19 protein-coding genes and 1 tRNA gene are annotated in these 20,657 nt (G+C 40.1%); 9 read left to right on the forward strand and 11 right to left on the reverse strand.

The features are described 5' to 3' along the window. Window positions 1-56: 56 nt before the first annotated feature. The 7 genes from HMPREF1128_RS00840 (at window position 57) to HMPREF1128_RS00870 (ending at window position 7,560) form a co-directional block, all read left to right on the forward strand. Window positions 57-1,988 carry an ABC transporter ATP-binding protein gene (locus HMPREF1128_RS00840; RefSeq protein ID WP_007523155.1) on the forward strand — a complete coding sequence of 644 codons (1,932 nt, stop codon included), beginning with the start codon at window positions 57-59 and terminating at the stop codon, window positions 1,986-1,988. After that, window positions 1,988-2,761 carry a tRNA cyclic N6-threonylcarbamoyladenosine(37) synthase TcdA gene (gene tcdA / locus HMPREF1128_RS00845; RefSeq protein WP_007523018.1) on the forward strand — a complete coding sequence of 258 codons (774 nt, stop codon included), beginning with the start codon at window positions 1,988-1,990 and terminating at the stop codon, window positions 2,759-2,761. The genes HMPREF1128_RS00840 and tcdA overlap by 1 nt, the downstream gene beginning before the upstream one ends. A 155-nt stretch (window positions 2,762-2,916) precedes the next feature. Then, window positions 2,917-4,140, forward strand: a complete 1,224-nt coding sequence (moeA, locus tag HMPREF1128_RS00850; RefSeq protein WP_007523227.1) for a molybdopterin molybdotransferase MoeA — start codon at window positions 2,917-2,919, stop codon at window positions 4,138-4,140. A gap of 69 nt (window positions 4,141-4,209) precedes the next feature. After that, on the forward strand, window positions 4,210-4,956 hold the full coding sequence (gene moeB / locus HMPREF1128_RS00855; RefSeq protein ID WP_007523089.1) for a molybdopterin-synthase adenylyltransferase MoeB: 747 nt from the start codon (window positions 4,210-4,212) through the stop codon (window positions 4,954-4,956). 83 nt (window positions 4,957-5,039) lie between these two features. Next, window positions 5,040-5,115 (forward strand) — tRNA-Asn (locus HMPREF1128_RS00860). A gap of 210 nt (window positions 5,116-5,325) precedes the next feature. Next, window positions 5,326-6,424 (forward strand): peptide chain release factor 2 gene (gene prfB / locus HMPREF1128_RS00865; RefSeq protein WP_139032663.1). Its coding sequence is split into 2 segments (ribosomal slippage): window positions 5,326-5,400 and window positions 5,402-6,424, totalling 1,098 coding nucleotides; the frame shifts between segments, so codons are not numbered across the junction. A gap of 155 nt (window positions 6,425-6,579) precedes the next feature. Beyond that, complete coding sequence (locus HMPREF1128_RS00870; RefSeq protein ID WP_007523231.1) at window positions 6,580-7,560, forward strand: AEC family transporter; 981 nt, start codon at window positions 6,580-6,582, stop codon at window positions 7,558-7,560. Window positions 7,561-7,777: 217 nt separating this feature from the next. Here the strand turns inward: HMPREF1128_RS00870 and HMPREF1128_RS00875 are convergent, their stop codons facing one another. The 3 genes from HMPREF1128_RS00875 to HMPREF1128_RS00885 all read right to left on the reverse strand — a co-directional run bounded on the left by HMPREF1128_RS00875 (window position 7,778) and on the right by HMPREF1128_RS00885 (window position 10,267). Continuing rightward, entirely contained in the window at window positions 7,778-8,614 is an 837-nt protein-coding gene (locus tag HMPREF1128_RS00875) for a hypothetical protein (RefSeq protein ID WP_035529862.1), read from the reverse strand. Continuing rightward, window positions 8,604-9,245 (reverse strand): orotate phosphoribosyltransferase, encoded by a 642-nt coding sequence (gene pyrE, locus HMPREF1128_RS00880; protein WP_007523147.1) that lies wholly within the window; start codon window positions 9,243-9,245, stop codon window positions 8,604-8,606. The genes HMPREF1128_RS00875 and pyrE overlap by 11 nt, the downstream gene beginning before the upstream one ends. Window positions 9,246-9,424: 179 nt before the next feature. After that, window positions 9,425-10,267 (reverse strand): 23S rRNA (adenine(2030)-N(6))-methyltransferase RlmJ, encoded by an 843-nt coding sequence (locus HMPREF1128_RS00885; RefSeq protein ID WP_007523107.1) that lies wholly within the window; start codon window positions 10,265-10,267, stop codon window positions 9,425-9,427. A gap of 48 nt (window positions 10,268-10,315) precedes the next feature. Here HMPREF1128_RS00885 and ampD point away from each other — a divergent pair, with 48 nt between their 5' ends. Further along, on the forward strand, window positions 10,316-10,888 hold the full coding sequence (ampD, locus tag HMPREF1128_RS00890; protein WP_007523071.1) for a 1,6-anhydro-N-acetylmuramyl-L-alanine amidase AmpD: 573 nt from the start codon (window positions 10,316-10,318) through the stop codon (window positions 10,886-10,888). Here ampD and rluA read toward each other — a convergent pair. The 8 genes from rluA to lptC form a co-directional block, all read right to left on the reverse strand. After that, the gene (gene rluA / locus HMPREF1128_RS00895; RefSeq protein ID WP_007523246.1) at window positions 10,866-11,534 is read right to left on the reverse strand and encodes a bifunctional tRNA pseudouridine(32) synthase/23S rRNA pseudouridine(746) synthase RluA; all 669 of its coding nucleotides are present in this window, start codon (window positions 11,532-11,534) and stop codon (window positions 10,866-10,868) included. The two genes, ampD and rluA, sit on opposite strands and share 23 nt — an antisense overlap. Before the next feature lie 67 nt (window positions 11,535-11,601). Continuing rightward, the gene (locus tag HMPREF1128_RS00900) at window positions 11,602-12,270 is read right to left on the reverse strand and encodes a hypothetical protein (protein ID WP_007523259.1); all 669 of its coding nucleotides are present in this window, start codon (window positions 12,268-12,270) and stop codon (window positions 11,602-11,604) included. A gap of 73 nt (window positions 12,271-12,343) precedes the next feature. Continuing rightward, window positions 12,344-12,928, reverse strand: coding sequence for a hypothetical protein (locus tag HMPREF1128_RS00905; RefSeq protein WP_007523052.1), 585 nt, complete (start codon window positions 12,926-12,928; stop codon window positions 12,344-12,346). A 98-nt stretch (window positions 12,929-13,026) separates the two neighbouring features. Next, window positions 13,027-13,893, reverse strand: a complete 867-nt coding sequence (gene rapZ / locus HMPREF1128_RS00910; RefSeq protein ID WP_007523214.1) for an RNase adapter RapZ — start codon at window positions 13,891-13,893, stop codon at window positions 13,027-13,029. Window positions 13,894-13,927: 34 nt separating this feature from the next. Next, window positions 13,928-14,488 (reverse strand): PTS sugar transporter subunit IIA, encoded by a 561-nt coding sequence (locus HMPREF1128_RS00915; RefSeq protein WP_007523096.1) that lies wholly within the window; start codon window positions 14,486-14,488, stop codon window positions 13,928-13,930. Window positions 14,489-14,500: 12 nt separating this feature from the next. Next, window positions 14,501-15,226, reverse strand: a complete 726-nt coding sequence (lptB, locus tag HMPREF1128_RS00920) for an LPS export ABC transporter ATP-binding protein (protein WP_007523207.1) — start codon at window positions 15,224-15,226, stop codon at window positions 14,501-14,503. Between the two features lie 8 nt (window positions 15,227-15,234). Further along, entirely contained in the window at window positions 15,235-15,747 is a 513-nt protein-coding gene (lptA, locus tag HMPREF1128_RS00925) for a lipopolysaccharide transport periplasmic protein LptA (RefSeq protein WP_007523039.1), read from the reverse strand. A 19-nt stretch (window positions 15,748-15,766) separates the two neighbouring features. After that, window positions 15,767-16,363 carry an LPS export ABC transporter periplasmic protein LptC gene (gene lptC / locus HMPREF1128_RS00930; RefSeq protein ID WP_035529880.1) on the reverse strand — a complete coding sequence of 199 codons (597 nt, stop codon included), beginning with the start codon at window positions 16,361-16,363 and terminating at the stop codon, window positions 15,767-15,769. Between the two features lie 434 nt (window positions 16,364-16,797). Between lptC and HMPREF1128_RS00935 the strand changes: the two genes are divergently transcribed. Further along, window positions 16,798-20,657 (forward strand): ESPR-type extended signal peptide-containing protein (locus HMPREF1128_RS00935; protein WP_007523092.1); only part of this gene is annotated, 3,860 nt, incomplete at its 3' end.

A 20,657-nucleotide genomic window follows, 5' to 3' on the forward strand; every position in this document is an offset into this window, starting at 1 on the left:
TGCAAAAAATTTGGGAAAAGCGACCGCTTGCATATTTAAAGAGAGCAATTAGAAAAATGGCACTACTTAATTTATCCAATGCCTATTTAGGTTTTGGTGATCATCCTTTATTAGATCATACCGAATTACATATTGAACCGAATGAACGAGTCTGTTTAGTTGGACGAAATGGCGCTGGCAAATCGACTTTAATGAAAGTATTAGCCGGAGAGATTCAGTTAGATGATGGTAAGCTCACGCTTGAAAAAGATATTGTGATAACCCGTCTTGAGCAAGACCCACCAAGACATGTTCAAGAAAGCGTATTTGATTATGTGGCGGAAGGAATTGCACATTTAAGCGACTTATTAAAGCAATATCATCACATTTCACAACAAATGCAGACAGATTATAGCGATGAGTTATTAACAAAACTTTCGCATATTCAAGCACAGCTTGAACATAATAATGGTTGGCAATTTGAGAATCGCATTCAAGATACACTGAAATTATTAGAATTAGACCCAGATAAAAAATTGTGTGAACTGTCAGGCGGTTGGGTACGCCGTGCGGCATTAGCGCGAGCGTTAGTTGCTGATCCCGATATTCTCTTGTTAGATGAGCCGACCAACCATTTAGATGTGGAAGCCATTACTTGGTTAGAAGATTTACTGCTTAATTTCAAAGGTTCAATTATTTTTATTTCGCATGACCGTAGCTTTATCCGCAAAATGGCAACACGAATTGTGGATTTAGATCGGGGTAAGTTGGTCTCTTATCCGAGCAATTACGATCTTTATTTAGAAACCAAAGCGGAAGATTTGCGTGTAGAAGAGTTGCAAAATGCCCTCTTTGATAAAAAATTAGCGCAAGAAGAAGTTTGGATTCGTCAAGGCATTAAAGCTCGCCGTACACGAAATGAAGGGCGCGTGCGTGCTTTGAAAAAATTACGTGAAGAGCGCCGTAACCGTCGAGAAGTGCAGGGTAGTGCTAAAATTCAAATCGATCAAAGCACGCGTTCAGGCAAAATCGTTTTTGACATTGAAAATGCAAGCTACGAAGTGGCAGGAAAAACTTTGTTGAAAAACTTTAGCGCAACTATTCAACGTGGCGATAAAATTGCACTTGTTGGTGCAAACGGTTGTGGTAAAACAACATTTATTAAATTATTACTAGGCGAGTTACAACCAACTTCGGGCACCATTCATTGTGGCACAAAGCTTGAGGTGGCTTATTTTGACCAATATCGTGCAGAATTAGATTTAGAAAAAACCGTGATGGATAACGTTGCTGACGGTAAACAAGATATTGAAGTCAACGGGGTAAAACGCCATGTTTTAGGTTATTTGCAAGATTTCTTATTTCCGCCAAAACGTGCAATGACGCCAGTTAAAGCACTTTCTGGGGGTGAACGTAATCGTTTATTATTAGCTAAATTATTGCTCAAACCGAATAACCTGTTAATTCTTGATGAACCGACCAATGATTTAGATGTTGAGACTTTAGAATTGTTAGAAGAGCTGTTAACAGATTACCAAGGCACTTTGATTATTGTGAGTCACGATCGTCAATTTATTGATAATACGGTGGAAGAGTGTTTCTTCTTTGAAGGCGATGGTGTGGTAAATAAATATATTGGCGGATATTTTGATGCGAAACAGCAACAAATCCAATATCACGCAAGCCTTGCAGCCCATTCGCAAAATGTGAAGAAAAATGAACCGCTTGCAATCGAACCAGTGAAAGCTGAAAAGCCAAAAGCAGAGCAAAAGAAAGTAAAACTTTCCTATAAAGAACAGCGTGAGTTAGAGGCATTGCCAGCACAAATGGAAGCGTTAGAAGCTGAAATGGAAGCCTTACAAACAGAAGTGAATTCTGCGGATTTCTTTAGTAAAGAAGCCAGTTATACACAAGCGCAACTGCAAAAACTCGCTGAGGCAGAAATGGCATTAGAACAAGCCTTCGAGCGTTGGGAGCAATTAGAAAATATCAAAAACGGAAATCTATAATGGCGAGAGTAGATAACTTTGAACAACGTTTCGGTGGCATTGGTCGCCTTTATACGCCAGAAGGTTTAGCCAAATTGCGCCAATCGCATATTTGTGTGATTGGCATTGGTGGTGTTGGCTCTTGGGCGGTCGAAGCGCTGGCGCGTTCTGGTATCGGAAAAATTACCATGATTGATATGGATGATATTTGTGTCACCAATATCAATCGCCAAATTCATGCCTTAACGAGCACGGTGGCAACCTTAAAAACGGAAGCCATGAAAACACGAATTGCGGAAATTAACCCAGAATGTCAAGTTGAAATTATTGATGATTTCATTAGCCCAGATAATCTGGCGGATTATTTAAACCGCGGTTATGATTATGTGATTGATGCGATTGATTCGGTAAAAACTAAAGCCGCACTGATTGCCTATTGTAAACGCAATAAAATTCGCCTCATTACTACAGGTGGCGCTGGCGGGCAGACAGATCCGAGTCAAATTCAAATTGCGGATTTAAGCAAGACGATTCAAGACCCACTTGCCTCAAAAGTTCGAGCGCTGCTACGCAAGGAATATCATTTTAGTCAAAATCCAAAACGCAAATTTGGCGTAGATTGTGTTTTTTCTACCCAGCCCCTAATTTTCCCGAAGATGGGCGAAGGTTGTGAAATCTCAGCCACAATGAATTGTGCGAATGGCTTTGGTGCGGTAACTATAGTCACTGCGACGTTCGCTTTTTTTGCAGTAGGTCGCGTGATTGATAAGCTATTACAAGCCGAAAGCAAATAAATTTGCTTGCTGAATTAAATTCATACCTTGGCTATGATAAGATTTACACGATAAATTTAGCCTCTGTGGTGATGAATCATTTACTGGTCGGTATTCTTTCTATTTATATAGATTGATGTGCCACAGTAGTCATAAAAACGTAAAAGGAGAACGTAATGCTTCCATTAAATCAAGCGTTAGAAGAGATGCTAGGTCAATTACCTACACCAAGCTCAATCGAAACGTTTCCATTAAATCAATGTGCAAATCGTATTCTGGCAGAAGATATTTTTTCCCCGATTGATGTGCCAGGCTTTGATAATTCAGCGATGGATGGTTATGTGCTTCGTTTTGAAGATTTAGAAAAATTTGCTGATTTTCGCGTTATTGGAAAAAGTTTTGCAGGCAATCCATTCACTGGACAAATTCAAGCTGGCGAATGTGTACGGATTATGACAGGAGCGATGATTCCAGCTGGCACAGATGTTGTGATTATGCAAGAACAGGCAGAAACGGTTGCCGATGATCGTATTCGTTTTAATGCACAACCTAAGCTCGGTGCGAACATTCGCCGAGTCGGGGAAGATGTGAAGCAAGGCGCTTTAGTGTTAGCGAAAGGCAGCAAACTTAACGTGGCTAGCTTACCGTTATTGGCTTCATTAGGTATTGCGCATGTTTCTGTTTTTTCCCGTTTAAAAGTTGCCATTCTTTCAACGGGAGATGAGTTAACCAGTGTTGGTGAACCATTAGAAGCTGGCAAAATTTATGATACTAATCGCTTTACTGTAAGCTTACTCCTAGAAAAATTAAATTGTGAAATTCTAGATTATGGCATTTTATCTGATGATCCAGCGCTTTTTGAAAAAACGTTTAGTGAAGCACAAGCGGCTAGTGATGTATTGATTACAAGCGGCGGTGTTTCTGTTGGGGAAGCTGATTTCACTAAAGCGGTGTTAGAAAAATTGGGCAAAGTAAATTTCTGGAAAATTGCGATGAAGCCGGGCAAACCTTTTGCTTTTGGTCAGTTAGGCAAAACATGGTTCTTTGGATTACCGGGTAACCCAGTTTCGGCGTTAGTCACATTTTACCAATTAGTACAGCCAGCATTAGCCAAATTATCTGGCTTTAATGCTCAAGGAATTGCAAATTTAACGACAAATTTAACCGCTTGCGCGGCAACAAATCTGAAAAAAGCGGTTGGACGACAAGATTTCCAACGCGGATTTTATTATTTAGATGAACAAGGCAACTTGATGGTAAAAGCCGTTGGGATGCAAGGTTCACATATCTTTAGCGCATTTTATGAAAGTAACTGCTTTATCGTATTAGAGGCTGAACGCAGTAATGTGGCAGCAGGCGAAAAAGTGACAATTCAACCGTTTAATGCGTTATTAAGTTAAACCTTTTCACGAAATATTTTAGGGCGTACTTTGTACGCCCATTGTTATCAATAAAGAGACTCAAACGTTATGGAACTCTCCGATCAAGAAATGCTGCGTTATAACCGCCAAATTGCATTAAAAAGCGTCGATTTTGAAGGGCAAGAAAAACTCAAAGCAGCACGCGTGTTAATTGTTGGTTTAGGTGGGTTAGGTTGTGCTGCTTCACAATATTTAGCTTCAGCTGGAGTAGGGCATTTAACGTTGGTCGATTTTGATACGGTTTCACTCTCTAATTTGCAACGTCAAATATTGCATACAGATGCAAACATTGGACAGCCAAAAGTGTTTTCTGCAAAAGCAAGATTGGAAGCGATTAACCCCCATATTCAGATTAAAGCGCTTAATCAGCATTGCGATGAGGCAACTTGGGCAGAATTGATTGCGAACTGTGATTTAGTATTAGATTGTACAGATAATGTTACGGTGAGAAATCAGCTCAATTTGCAATGTTTTGCACAAAAACGACCGCTTGTCTCTGGTTCGGCTATTCGTTTTGAAGGGCAAGTTTCAGTCTTTACGTATCAACAAGGCGAGCCTTGTTATCAATGTTTAAGCCAATTATTTGGCGAGCAAACCTTAAGCTGTGTAGAAGCCGGGGTGATAGCGCCTATTGTGGGAGTGATTGGTAGCTTGCAAGCATTAGAAGCGATTAAACTCTTATTGAATATTGGGAAAAGTTTAGCTGGGAAATTATTATTGATAGATGGCTTACATTTTTCTGTACGCGAAATGAAGCTACCTCAAATGTCAAATTGTGTAATTTGCCAGCCTTAATTGTAAAAAATGCAATAAAAAGTGAATTTTAAACGGAGCATTTGACTCATTTGATAAATTCGCCTATTATAACCTTGTTTTGTTCCTCCTTAGTTCAGTCGGTAGAACGGTGGACTGTTAATCCATATGTCGCAGGTTCGAGTCCCGCAGGAGGAGCCAACTAATTTCCTTTAGTTTTTACTTTTGTTCTTTGTTTTATTTGTCTCCTTTTATAAAACAGTTGATTCATACCTCCAGAATTAGAACAAAAGATTTGCCCTGCGGGTTTTCCGTAGGGTTCTTTTTTTCTGCCTTTCTGATTTGCAAAACTTTCCAACAATTTAACCGCTTACGTTATAATACGCGCCGAATTATTTAGAAGGAAAAATCATGTTTGAATTAAATCCCATTAAAACCCAATTAGCGGATTTGGCTGAACGCACAAATTTGCTTCGGGGGTATCTTTGACTTTGATCTGAAAGTTGAACGTTTAGAAGAAGTGAATGCTGAATTAGAGCAACCTGAAATTTGGAATACACCTGAAAAAGCGCAAGCGCTAGGAAAAGAGCGTGCGAGTTTAGAATTGGTGGTCAATACCATTAAAGACTTAGATCAAGGGATTGAAGATGTTGAAGGCTTAATTGAATTAGCGGTTGAAGCAGAAGATATAGATACTTTCCAAGAAGCGCAAGCCGAAGCTGATCAGCTAGAAGAAAAATTAGCAAAATTAGAATTCCAAAGAATGTTTAGTGGTGCGCATGATGCAGCAGATTGTTATGTCGATTTACAGGCAGGATCAGGCGGAACAGAAGCGCAAGACTGGACAGAAATGTTGCTCAGAATGTATTTACGTTGGGCGGAAAGTAAAGGCTTTAAAACCGAACTGATTGAGGTTTCTGATGGTGATGTAGCTGGTCTGAAATCTGCAACCATTAAGATTTCTGGCGAATATGCTTTTGGCTGGTTACGCACTGAAACAGGCATTCATCGTTTAGTCCGTAAGAGTCCGTTTGACTCAAATAATCGTCGCCATACTTCGTTTGCTGCGGCTTTTGTTTATCCAGAAATCGATGATGATATTGATATTGAAATCAATCCAGCAGATTTACGGATTGATGTTTACCGTGCTTCTGGTGCGGGCGGTCAGCACGTCAATAAAACTGAATCTGCAGTGCGTATTACCCATATGCCGTCGGGTATTGTGGTGCAATGCCAAAACGGTCGTTCTCAACATCAAAATAAAGATCAGGCGATGAAGCAGTTAAAAGCAAAATTGTTTGAAATGGAAATGATGAAAAAGAATGCGGAAAAACAAGCAATGGAAGAGAGTAAATCTGATATTGGTTGGGGAAGCCAAATTCGTTCTTATGTGTTAGATGATTCTCGCATTAAAGATTTACGAACAGGCGTAGAAAACCGTAATACTCAAGCGGTTTTAGATGGTGATTTAGATAAATTTATCGAAGCCAGCCTTAAAGCCGGACTTTAAGCATCCTATCAAAACATAGCCCGAATTTCGGGCTATGTTTTTTTTATAGTGAAAATAAGCTAAGGCTTTCAAAAAATTATTTCTATTTGTATTTTGTTCGTGCTATTTTTTACTTCTCATTATGCCAAATAATCACAAAAAATCAGGTAAGCAGTATGTTTTGGGAATCATTGCAATATAGTTTTGGGGTTACTTTCCCAATTATTTTTCTCATGTTCGTGGGCGTATTTTTACGTCGTCGAAAATTTGTAGATGATGCTTTTTGTCATACGGCATCTAAGCTGGTCTTTAATTTTACCTTGCCGCCAATGTTGTTTTTAAATGTCATTAAAAGCCCGCTGAATTTTGCACAAGAAATCAATTTGATTCTAACTGGTTTAGTCGGCACGTTGATCATTTACCTTTGGGCAGAGTGGTGGGCCGCGCGAAATATTCAAACGCGTGAATATCGTTGTATTTTCACGCAAGGCACTTTCCGAACAAATGCTGCGATTTTAGGTTTGGCTTTAGTTATCAATGCTTATGGCGATGCCGGTATTGCTCCAGTTTCTCTTTATACAGCATTTTTAGTGCTTATTTTCAATAGCCTTGGTGTGGTAACAATTCTTAATTCATTGAGTAATGAAAAACCTAATGTAATGAAACTATTGCAAGCGGTGATTAAAAATCCTCTGATTTTAGCCATTATTGTGGGCATGCTATTTAACTATTTCGAAATTCGTATTCCAATGCCAGTGATGAAATCATTGCAACCGCTTGCCCAAGTAACGTTGCCATTAGCGCTCATTTGTATCGGGGCGAGTATTGACTTTAAAGCGTTGTACCGCCTGAAAAGTGAAGATAAAGCTGAACAAGAGCTTAATCGTGTCGTTCTTTATTCGGCAGTCATTCGCCTTGTGTTTGCGCCAATATTTCTTTTTACTCTGGGCAAATGGATTTTCCAACTTTCCCCGATTCAGTTAGGTATTATTTTCTTAACCGCATCCGCACCAGTTGCCGCAGCCGTTTATGCAATGACTCGTGCCTATGGTGGCAATGGTACTGGCGCGGCGAATTTAATTGGACTCACTACTATTGGTTCAGTCATTAGCACTAATGTGGGATTATTCCTTTTAAAACAGGTTGGCTGGATTTAGTCAAAAATTGAAGAAAAAAGACCGCTTGCAAGCGGTCTTTTTTGATGAAAAATTTGCGATAAACGTTCTAATTATTCTTATTTCTCAAATGGTCTTACCCATTTAACAGGTGAAATTTCTTTTGTTTTCATCTTATCAGAACCCCCCGCTTTCCAAATGGTTGTAGTATAGCTCAAGCCCCACTGATAATAGGGTAGGCCATCATTGTGATTCCAAATTATTGAGCGCCATCTTCGGTAGGCCATTCTAAAATCGCTTTTTGATAGGGGCTCACAAAAAGCGAGGGTTTGTGTATCACTTTTTGCTCGCTTTTGGCTTGATGAGCGGGCCAAATTTTATCGGTGTAAAGTAATTCCCATTTAAAATTATTTTCATATATAGAGGGCGATTGTGCATTATTGTCCGCGGCTGGTTCGTTTCGGTGAAATTTTATTTGTAAAATACGACTGAACTCATCATAGCAATGTGGGCTATTTTTATATTCTTCTGTATTAAAACAAGCACGCTTTTTCTCGTATTGATAAAAAGGAATGTTTTCAAGCACGACTTCATATTCGCCATAATGCTTTAAGTCTATAAAATCGACAATTTCAGAAACAGATTCCCCTTCAGAAAGTGGTTTATAAAAAGTACGTTTTAGAGCAATGACACTGTCGTCATCATGAATTGGATAGAAAGCTGGATGAATTTTTAGCCCCACATAAGAAAGTTCTTCTTGAGAGTGGCTATAACTTTTTTCCTGATTTTTATTCTTTTTATAGTCACCAAAATACCACATGGTATCGACTTCGTAGCCACTATCCGTTTTATTCAGCATAACAAACTGCGGCACATCGTTGATATAATAATAACCGCCATTGTCACTTTGATAGAGATAATGTTCTTCTCCTTTGCAGTCATTTCTAATTTGTCGACAAATGTTCACAAGCTCAGCTTTGCTCATGCGAACGGGTTTTAGCACACTTGGCTTTATTTCTGTTGTTTCATTATTAGCATAAGCGGTTGCAAAACAGAGAGAAAACCCAACCGCTTGTAGGAGCTTTTTAAACACCATATTCTTCTCGGTAAGCTTTCATTGCAGGTAAAAATGGTGCATATTCGGTTGATTTTTCGATAAATTGTAATAAGTCATCAAAATCAATAATCGAAAACACTTGGCAGTGATAATCACGTTCTACTTCTTGAATCGCGGAAAGTTCGCCTTTGCCTTTTTCTTTTCGGTTTAAAGCGATGAAAACGCCCGCTAGATTTGCTTGGTTCGCCTCAATAATTGCCATGGATTCACGGATTGCGGTGCCTGCGGTGATCACATCATCAACCAACAAAATATTCCCTTTTAATGGTGCGCCGATAAGATTGCCGCCTTCGCCATGATCTTTGGCTTCTTTGCGGTTAAAGCAACAAGGTTTGTCTAAATCAAAGTGGTTGGCAAGTGCCACAGCAACGGTTGTTGCGATGGGAATTCCTTTGTAGGCAGGGCCAAAGAGGACGTCAAAATCAATTTTGGCAGCTTGAATGGCTTGGGCATAGAATTCGCCTAATTTAGCTAAATCTTTTCCTGTGTTAAATAATCCTGCATTAAAGAAATAAGGGCTTTTTCTGCCTGATTTAAGTGTAAATTCACCAAATTTTAATACTTGACGACTTAGCGCGAATTCAATGAATTGATGTTTGTAAGATTGCATAAGGCTTCCTGTTAGGGGTGATCGGTAAAGGTATTCTAATAGATGACAAACGTTTTCGTAAAGCAACTAAACAGGATTTGTTTGACTAAAATATACCTTTAAAGGGATTTGCAAAATAATGCAGAAAATAGCCCGCTTGCAGAAATGAAAAAAGGGGAGTATTCCCCTTTTTTATGTGATTATTCTGGTGTAATCCAATCAACAGTCCATGAACCAGTACCTTCTGGTACTAAAACTTCAGTCAGATAAGGCAGAATTTTTTTCATTTGCGCTTCTAGCTGCCATGGTGGATTGATAACAATCATTCCACTCGCGGTCATGCCACGTTGATCAGAATCCGGACGCACAGCTAACTCAATTTGTAAGATTTTTCGAATACCAGATTCTTGCAATCCTCTCACAATACGTTTGCTATGTTGGCGAAGCACAACTGGATACCAAATCGCATAGATGCCGGTCGCAAAACGTTTATAGCCTTCTTCAATAGCCTTAACCACTAACTCGTAATCTTCTTTAAGCTCATAAGGCGGATCAATTAAAATAAAACCACGGCGTTCTTTCGGAGGCAGTGCAGATTTTAATTGTTGAAAACCATTTTCACGCTTGGTTTGCACATTTTCAATTTTGGCAAACTCTTGGCGCAATAATGGAAAATCATTAGGGTGAAGTTCAGTTAAAATGGCACGGTCTTGCGCTCTAAGCTGATTAACAGCCAATAATGGCGAACCTGCATAATATTTCAGTTTATTACCACGGTTGATTTTTTTGAGAGCATCAATATAAAGCGCCACTTCTTCGGGTAAATCATCACGTTCCCAAAGGCGGGCAACGCCTTCTAAATATTCGCCTGTTTTTTCAGATTCAGCACTAAATAGGCTATAACGCCCAACGCCCGAGTGGGTGTCTAAATATAAAAAGCCTTTTTCTTTTTGTTGTAAGGATTGTAGAATCAAAAGCTCTACAATGTGTTTGAGCACATCGGCATGATTGCCGGCGTGAAAACTGTGACGATAGCTCAGCATAATTTTCTCTAGTTTTGTTTAATTTTAGCCATTTTATCACAAACGCTTATGGATTTAACGCTTAAAAACGGTACGCTGATTCATCAAAAGCAAGTGCCTTCCCCGCATTTCAATGCCCGTCCCGAAGGGACTGAAATTTCGCTATTAGTGATTCACTATATTAGCTTGCCGCCAGAGCAGTTTGGCGCGCATTTTATTGATGATTTCTTTCAAGGTAAGTTAGATCCGACCGCGCATCCTTATTTTCAAGAAATCAAAGATTTACGTGTTTCTGCGCATTGTTTAATTAACCGACAAGGTGAAATCACGCAATACGTGAATTTTAATGAAATGGCGTGGCACGCAGGGCTTTCCATATTTGAAGGAAGAGAGAAGTGTAACGAATTTTCGATTGGTATTGAGTTAGAAGGCTCGAATAATCAGCCATTTACTCAAGCACAATATGAAAGTTTGGCAAAATTAACGGATAAACTTCAACAAGCTTATCCGAAAATTGTTGATGAGCGGATTACCGGGCATCAGCATATATCTCCAGGAAGAAAAGTCGACCCTGGTCGTTATTTTGCTTGGGACTATTATCGCCAGTTATTAACTCAAATTAAAACTCAGGCGCAGCGCTAAATGTCATCGGCTCACCGGTAATTGGGTGAGTAATTGTTAAACTTTCAGCATGCAAGCAAAGGCGGGGAGATAAACTTTTTGCCAGTGGATTGGCATAAAATTTATCGCCTAAAATAGGATGCCCTAGCGCTAAACTATGGACGCGTAATTGATGAGAGCGTCCAGTAATTGGAGTTAATTTCACTCTCGTTGTATTGTTTGGCAAATGCGCTAAGACTTCATAATGCGTAATTGCTTTTTTACCGCGTTCATAACAAATCTTTTGACGAGGGCGATTTTCCCAATCACAAATCAGTGGAAAATTCATCTCACCCGTATCGCCCGCTTTTTCGCCTAATTTTCCCCAAAGCAGAGCAATATAGTGTTTTTTCGGTTCACGTTCGCGAAATTGGCGTTTGAGTTCTTTTTCTGCAGCTTTGCTTAAAGCAAATAGTAAAATACCGCTAGTAGCCATATCTAAACGGTGGGCTGGCTCAGTAAAACCATATTTTTTCTGCACGCGAGTCATTGCACTATCAAAATATTCAGGGCGATTGCCAGGAACAGAGAGCAGACCGCTAGGTTTGTTAATCACTAAAATATGGTTATCTCGATAAACCTCATCTAAAAAAGGCTCAAGTGGCGGATGATATTCAATTAATGCCATTTTTTCTGATTATTAAAGGAATTAAAAATATATAAGGGGCGTATTATACGCCCCTAAATAGGAAAAATTATTGTGCTTTTGGCGCTTCTGCTGGTGCAGAAGGTGCCTGAGCTGCTGGCTGTTCTGCAGGCGTTGCAGGTTGAGCTGGCGCAGGTTCATATTTCTGTGTTAATTCAGATTCTAATGCTAGGCCTTCATCTGCCAGCTTATTGAGTTGAGTTTGTAGTTCACCAAGTGCTTTATGGCTTTCTTCTGTTGGATTTTTTGCGACAGTTTCAGTCGCTTCCATCATTTTTAGCCCAAGCGCTAACACTTCTAATGTTTTATCTTTTAATGCTTTAACTTTCTCATCTTGAATGTCTAATTTTTCTGCGCTCGCTTTAACAGCTTGAATTTGTTCCATTAACACTTTGTTAAGCGTTTCTTGCATCACTTTTGGATCAGCCTGTTCGCCTAATTTTTTCATCGCTTCTTCAGATGCGCTGTTAATTGCAAGTTCTTGTTCAGCTTTCCATTGGCGGAATGTTTTGTAATCTTGTTCACCTGTATCTGCTTTTGGCGCTGGTGCAGCTTCTTTTGTTGGCGCAGATGTTGCTGCTTCTTTTGCTGGTGTTGATGCCGCAGCAGTTTCTTTTGCTGGTGTTGCAGCTTCTGTTGTTTGACTTGCAGGTTTATCGCAAGCGGTTAAAAAAATCGCTAATAATGCAGCTGTGCTTAGAGCAGTGAATTTTTTCATCGTTATACCTTTAATCATCCAAGATAAAAAAGGTTAGGCAATCACCTAACCTTTAAAAAAAGAAAAGTTAAAATTATTTAATACCAAATTTTGTTTTTAACTCATTTTGTGAGTTTAAAAGATTTTGGCTTTTTTGCATTAAGTCTTGAACTTTAGTTTGAAGACCTTTTTGTAAATCTGCATCTTGTGGGTTTGAAGCAATTTTTAATGAATCAACCATCACATCTCGAGATAAACCTAAAACGTCTTTCGCTAAAGTACGGAAGTCAACTACTTGTGCATTTTTAATATCAAGTGAATCTAATGATTTAATCGTATCATCAATATATGCAGTAAAGCCTTTTACTGCTTCTTCAATTTGTTTTGGATCGCCAGATGCTGCTTTAGCTTGTAACTCTTGTTGAAGTTTAACCATTTGACCTTGGTTTTGGCTATCCCAAGCAAGTACTTTTTCTAAATCAGCTTTACCTTGTGCCATTTCATCAGCTGCTGCAGGTTTCGCTGCTTCTGTAGCAGGTGCGGCTGCTTTTTCTTGCGTTGCTGCCGCTGGTGTTTTTTCTGGTGCTGCAGTTTCTGCTGGTTTGTTAGCTGGTTTGTCACAAGCGGTTAAAAATAATGCAAATAATGCAGTTGCACTGATTTTAGTAAATTTAGTCATAATTCAATCCTTATAAAGTTAGTGCCGTCAACCGGCAATATAATTGTACCTCAATGGACAAGCAATTGTCATATTAGTTCGGTAAATTTGTGTAGATTTTAGTCTGGCTTATGCTTTTTTGTATATTTTTCAAGACTACGATGGCGAATTTGAACTTTTTTTCCTTTCGCTTCGAAATATTTCCCAATTTGTTCGGCAACAAATACAGAACGGTGCTTTCCGCCCGTACAACCAATTGCAATTGTTAAGTAACTACGATTATTTTGTTCAAGTTGCGGAAGCCATAGCTCTAAATAATTGCGAGTATGGTAGATAAATTGGTGCACTTCTGTTTGGCGTTCAAGGAAATCAATCACAGGTTGTTCAAGCCCTGTCATTGGACGAAGTTCAGGATTCCAATGCGGATTAGGCAGAAAACGCACATCAAAAACATAGTCTGCATCTAACGGCAAGCCATATTTGAAGCCGAAAGATTCCACTACAATATTGAGTTCCTTAACGCTAGCGCCTTGTAATAACATCCGTAAACTTTCAGCTAATTCATGAGATGAAAGGTGAGTAGTATCAATAATATGATTAGCTTGATGAATAAGCGGATCTAATAATGAATCTTCTAAATCAATCGCGCTTTCTAATGAAAGATCTTTTGTTGAAAGCGGATGCAAACGGCGAGAATCGCTATAACGGCGAATCAAGGTATTACGTTCACAATCTAAAAAGATAATTTTTGTGTTGTAATGTTCTAGTTGAGTTTGTAAGTCGATAATTTCATTTGGATTATTCGGCAAATTACGAATATCTAAACTAATCACCGCGGAGCTATTGGTCTGAGCGAGAAATTCAGCTAGTTGGGGAATAAGAGGAAGTGGCATATTATCTACGCAATAATAGCCCATATCTTCTAATGCATGTATTGCAACAGATTTCCCTGAGCCTGAACGCCCACTGATAATAATTAATTCCATAAGACCTCAAATGATTGTGTTTGTATAATATTTATTATTCTGTTTTTTCGTTGGCTTGTTCTTCTGTTTTTTCCGCTTTTTCAGCTTGTTCTTCTTGATTATCTAAATAACAGAAAAGTTGCCAAATATCTTCTTCCGTTTCAGCAGTACGGATTTGTTTAATGATATTTTTATCACTTAATTTTTCAGCGATTTTAGGTAAATACGCTTTATAGTGATGACAAGATTGCTCTGGAAAAAGGATAGCATAAATTAAATCCACCTCTTTGCGATCTTGCGCTTCATAGTCAACAGGTTGCTCTAGTTTAAGGAATACTGCAATCGGTTTTTCAAGCGATTGTGTACAAGCATTCGCCAGTTTAGCGTGTGGCATTGCCACACCATTATTTAAAGCGGTACAGCCTAATTTTTCTCGTTTTAAAAGCGCATCAAAACAAGCAATAGGGCAAGCCTCATCGCTATCAATTTCTTCTGAAAGCTGTTTGCGCATCGCATCGGCAAGCAGTTTTCCAGCAATTTCTAATGCACGTTTTTTACAAGAGGCGGGCGTATCCAAATGGATATTCTCCGCAGTTAAAAATTCAGTTAATAACATAATAATAAAAATTTACAACTTAAATTGCTCACCTAAATAAGCTTCTTTCACTAATGGATTATTTAAAATCTCATTTGGGGTGCCTGTTGCAATCATATGCCCGTCTTTCACAATATAAGCGCGCTCACAAACATCTAAAGTTTCACGCACATTATGGTCAGTAATTAACACACCTAAACCGCGTTCTTTTAGATTAACAATAATCTTTTTAATATCAATCACCGAAATTGGGTCAACCCCAGCAAAAGGTTCATCAAGCAAAATAAATTGCGGGTTTGCAGCTAAAGCGCGCGCAATTTCTACACGACGACGTTCACCACCAGAAAGTGATTGCCCTAAACTATCGCGAATATGTTCAATACGAAATTCAGCAATTAACTCATCGGCGCGAGCTTTACGTTCGGCATTGGTTAAATCTTTACGAATTTGTAGCACGGACATTAAGTTTTCATACACGGTTAAACGGCGGAAAATAGAAGCCTCTTGCGGTAAATAACCGATCCCTTGTTTAGCGCGGTCGTGCATAGGGAGCAAACTAATGTCTTCATTATCAATGCGCACCACACCATTATCGTGACGAACTAAACCCACCACCATATAAAACGAAGTGGTTTTACCCGCACCATTCGGACCTAATAGTCCGACAATTTCGCCAGTATTGACTGCCAAGCTTACATCTTTTACCACTTGACGATTTTTATAGCTCTTAGCTAAGTGTTCCGCATAAAGAGTCGCCATATTTGCCCTTATTTTTTCTTATTGTTTAATTGGTTTGGAATTAACACCGTTTTCACACGAGATTTACCACCGCTAGTAGCTTTTAACTGTTGTTTTTTTACATCATAAGTAATGCGCTCAGCTTGAATTTTGCTGTCTAACTGTTTCAGTTCCGCATTCCCAATCAGAATTAAATATTCGCTATTTAAGTCGTAATGCACACTGTTGCCTTTGCCATTCACAGGCTTACCATCATCTAACGTTTGTTGGAAAGTCACTGGAGACCCCGTCGCATCTAAGGTTTCTTTTTTGCCTTCTTGGCGAACAATCGTGACTTTGCTGGCATTTACTTTAATAGAGCCTTGAGTAATAGAAACGCCATCGCTAAAAATAACGGTGTTACTGTTCATATCTAAAGATTGGCTGCCAGAATCAATGTTAATTGGCTGATCGGTGTCACCTTTTAACGCATAAGCTGAAAAGCTCATCGCAAGACAAGCGGTCAAAAAAGCAGATTTTATTGCAAATTTTTTCATAGACATTCTTAGTTAATCCTCATCATTATGGGGTTGGCTGTTCGTTATTCTCACGAACGACAGTCGGCTCAATAAAAGATTTGACATCTTTTAACAGCGTTGCCACTTGTTGTTTTAAGTTTCCTTTTAGCCCCACGCCAGTGGTCGTAAAGCCCAAACCGGTCGATTTCACGCTTTCATCAGTTTGAATATCTTGCGTGTTTAAATCCACAATTAGTTTTTCAGTTTCAATACGTTGCAAGCGAGAAGTTTTATCTAGCGCATTCAATTTTACATTGCCTGAAAGCGTTAAGATTTTCTCTTTGGTAATTTCCGCCTGATTTGCGGTAAGCTCCCATAATTTTTGTGAACTTTCTTTATCGAACAAATTCACTAATGGGCGCACAAATTCAGTCAATTCAGTCTCTTCAAAACGCTTAATTTCTTGCGCTTCGGCATAGTATTGAGGCTTACCTTGTAGGTCGAATACTTCAGTAGAAAGCTTCTCGCCCGTATAGTCTGGCGTGCCTTGTTGTTTAATTAGGTTATCTAACGGGTTGGCATCCTTTGGCTGCAGGCTATACCACCAGCTACCTAGTCCTGCCGCAATTATCAGTAAAATGGCGGTTAAACGAATATTCATATCAAACTTTATAGCTAAAAACAGCATATCATCATATCACAAAAGCATTTCCACATAGTGAAAATAAGTAAATTTTTGCAATCTTTACTGCAATGCTTTTTCAGACAAACTGCAAGCGGTGAAGTTTTCTAAATTTTTTACAAAAACACTTTTGTAAATTTGAGTAAGGTACGACCACTTTACGCTATTTTTTTAGCTTTTGGAGTGAATTTTTCACTAAGGGTAAACTGATGAAGCGTTCGTAACGCTTTGATTTTAAAGGTGTTTTTAAATTTTCTCTTTTGTGTGGTTTAAATTTTTTTAAAAGTTCAATTTTTTTTTAATTTGGTCTATAATCGGGAGCCCCCTAATAGGGTCTATAACGCATTTTTAACAAATGTGTGTGTATTCATACATAATGAATAATTTGTGATTTTTAAAATATAAGGAATCTCATGAACAAGATTTTTAAGGTTATTTGGAATAAAACGACCCAGTCGTTGGTTGTTACTTCCGAATTGGCGAGAGGAGCGGTGAAATCCTCATCTGATGCTTCTGTTTCTTCAGTAACAAGTACTGCCAATAAATTGTTTAAATTAAGCGCTATTGCGTTAGCAACCTTAGGGGTTGCGGGGCAGGCGAATGCGATTACTGCTGGAGGCATGAACCAAATAGTTGGTGATAATGGTAATCATCTAACTGCTATCGCGGGCGGTACTTCGACAGGTACAGGTTCTATTGCGATAGGTAGAAGCTCAGACGCTAACAAAGGTGGTGTTGCTATTGGGCGTGCAGCTACTGGCACTGGAGATAATAGTGTTGCCTTAGGTATTGCTACAAAATCAACAGCTGTTAAATCTGTTGCTGTAGGTTCTGATGCTCATGCTGAGGCTGATTTTGCAATTGCGCAAGGTGGATTTGCAAACGCAACAGCTACGAATGCGACTGCAATCGGTGGTTTTGCTAATGCAAACGGAATTTCTGCAGTTGCGATTGGTCAGAATGCGAATGTTCAACGTGAACAGGGTATCGCCATTGGTAATGGGGCAACTGTTACGGCAACTAGTAACCAAGGGATTGCATTCGGTACAGCAGCATCCTCAAATGCAGGAAATTCTACTGCAATTGGTACTTTAGCTAATGCAAAAGCAGATGCATCTATTGCGATTGGTAGAAATTCTGTTGTTGAACGTGAAAAAGGTATTGCAATTGGTGAAGATGCAACGGCTACCACAAACAGTACTCAAGCGATTGCAATCGGTGTTTCATCAGTTTCAAATGGTACTAACTCAACAGCAATTGGTTCTAATGCAAGAGGCGGCTATATTGATAGCGTAGCATTAGGTACAAATGCGAATGCATCAAACTTTCAAGCGATTTCGATTGGTAAAAATTCCGTCAATGGTGCGATAGCTGGTGTTGCTATGGGCTCGGGCAGTACTGTTGGAGGATGGGCAGATAATGCTATTGCAATTGGTACTGGTGCGGTAGTTAACGGTCCAACTGGTGGCTCAAAAGGTAATAATGCTATTGCAATTGGTACTGGTGCGACAGTTAATGATTCAGCAGGTGCCTCACAAGGTAATAATGCTATTGCTATGGGCTTTGGCGCTAAAACAATTGGCGAAAATACTATCGCTATGGGTATGACTGCGAAGGCTAATAAAGAAAGCGGTATTGCTATTGGTCGCGAGGCAAACGTATCTGGCAACTTTGGTCTTGCAATTGGTCGTAATGCTAATGTATCAACAACAGAAGATAACGCCATCGCATTAGGTCGTAATACCGTTGCGGGTAAAGATAGTGCTGTTGCTGTTGGTTTAGGCGCGCAAGCAACGGGTTCATTTTCTTTAGCGGCCAGCCGTTATGCTAAGGCTAGTGGGCAAGAAAGTATTTCTGTAGGTACGAATGCGAATACTTCGGCAGATTATGCAGTTGCTATTGGTTCAGCATCGAATGCTACTGCGGCAGGTGCGGTTGCGCTAGGTCAAAATGCAAATGTTACTGCAGCAGGCGCTGTTGCTTTAGGTAAAGATGCAAAAGCAGCAAATGCACAAGATGTCGCTTTAGGTGCTGGCTCAACAAGCGGTGCTAAAAATGCATTAACCTCAATCAAAATTAGTGGAACAACTGAAGTTGGTAACAACGGTGCTGGTACTGGTACTGGTACTGTAGCGGTAGGTAATGCAACTAACCAACGTCAAATTCAATATGTGGCAGCAGGTTCAATTAGTGCAACTTCTACTGATGCAATTAACGGTTCGCAGCTTTATCACGTGATTACTGCAGTTAATGCAACAGCAAGCACTGCAACAGCAGCGAAAACTGCTGCAGCGACAGCGCAAACCACTGCAGATCAAGCCAAAGCAGCGGCAGCGACAGCACAAACCACTGCAAATGACGCTAAAACAGCGGCAGGTGCAGCGCAAACCACTGCAAATCAGGCAAAAACAGCCGCAGGTACAGCGCAAACTACTGCAGATCAAGCAAAAGCAGCGGCAGCGACAGCGCAAACTACTGCAAATGACGCTAAAACAGCGGCAGGTGCAGCGCAAACTACTGCAAATCAGGCAAAAACAGCCGCAGGTACAGCACAAACTACTGCTGATCAAGCCAAAGCAGCGGCAGCGACAGCGCAAACTACTGCAAATGACGCTAAAACAGCGGCAGGTGCAGCGCAAACCACTGCAAATCAGGCAAAAACAGCCGCAGGTACAGCACAAACTACTGCAAATGAGGCTAAAACAGCCGCAGGTGCAGCGCAAACTACTGCAAATGACGCTAAAACAGCCGCAGGTGCAGCGCAAACCACAGCAAATGACGCTAAAACAGCCGCAGGTGCAGCGCAAACTACTGCAAACGAGGCTAAAACAGCCGCAGGTGCAGCGCAAACTACTGCAAATGATGCAAAACAAGATGCAGTTATAGCGAAAAGTATGGCAAGAGATGCGGAATCTATTGCAAAAGCAGCAGATCTTAACGCAACCCAGGCATTAAATTTAGCTAAAGAGTCTACTAATAGCTATTTTCATGTAAATCGTCCTGTTGAGGATATAGATGCTGATGCACCTACGTATTCAAATGATAATGGTGGTACAGTTAATTCACCAGGTTCGGCACAGGCCCCAAATTCTATTACAGCGGGTATGTACGCAAGTACTGAAAGCGATGCATCTAACGCGATTGCGATGGGGTACACTGCTTCAGCAGCGAGTGCTGACGCCGTTGTGGTTGGTGCAAATAGTTCAGTCCGTACTGGTACAAAAAATGCAACACTGTTAGGTTCTAACTCTGTAGTAGATACAGGTGCCCAAAATGCGACAGTTGTAGGTCAATACTCTGCAGCTGGCACGAACTCATTAAATGCAACTGTAGTGGGTGCAAGAAGCTATGTTCGTCCAAACACAAATAACGGCACAGCATTAGGTTACTACGCAGGTGTAGATAACAGCACTGTAAATGGTACTTCTGTAGGTGCTCACACTTGGGTGGGTGAAAATGCAGAAAATGGTACGGCTTTAGGTGTACGCAACCTAGTTGGTAATAGCACTCGTAATACTATTGCGATTGGTGTGGAAAATAACATCGCCGATGGTAAACAAAATAATACGGTTATTGGTCATAACAATAAAGTCAAAGCAAACGGCACAACTGTAATTGGTAATGGTGTTGAAGTTGCAGAAGGCTTTGATAATGCCGTTGTTTTAGGCAACCATTCAACCACTACGGGTTCTCATACTGTTGAAAATGTAACTTCAGCAACTGTAGGTAATTTAACTTATAGTGGCTTTAAAGGTACTGTTTCAGGTAAAGGTAGCTTTGTAAGCGTTGGTGCAGTAGATAATGAGCGCAAATTGATCAATGTTGCAGCAGGTAATATTTCTGATACTTCAACTGAAGCGATCAATGGTTCACAACTTTATTCTGTAACCAAACAATTAGATCAAACAAACGAAACTGCAAAAGCAGCAGCTTCAACAGCAACAGCAGCAGAATCAACTGCAAAAGCAGCGAGCGAAGTTGTTAATACTAACTTAGGTAAGATTGAAGGCGCAGTAGCAGCAGCAGCAAGTTCAGCAACCGCAGCAGCAAGCTCAGCAACAGCAGCAGGTTCTTCAGCAACAGCAGCTGGTTCATCTGCAACCGCAGCAGGTTCATCAGCGACAGCAGCAGGTTCATCAGCGACAGCAGCAGGTTCATCAGCGACAGCAGCAGGTTCATCAGCAACTGCAGCAGATTCATCAGCAACAGCAGCAGGCTCATCAGCAACAGCAGCAGATTCATCAGCAACCGCAGCTGAAAGCTCAGCAACCGC

This window comes from Haemophilus sputorum HK 2154 (assembly GCF_000287615.1).
In the GTDB taxonomy this organism is placed as follows: domain Bacteria; phylum Pseudomonadota; class Gammaproteobacteria; order Enterobacterales; family Pasteurellaceae; genus Haemophilus_A; species Haemophilus_A sputorum.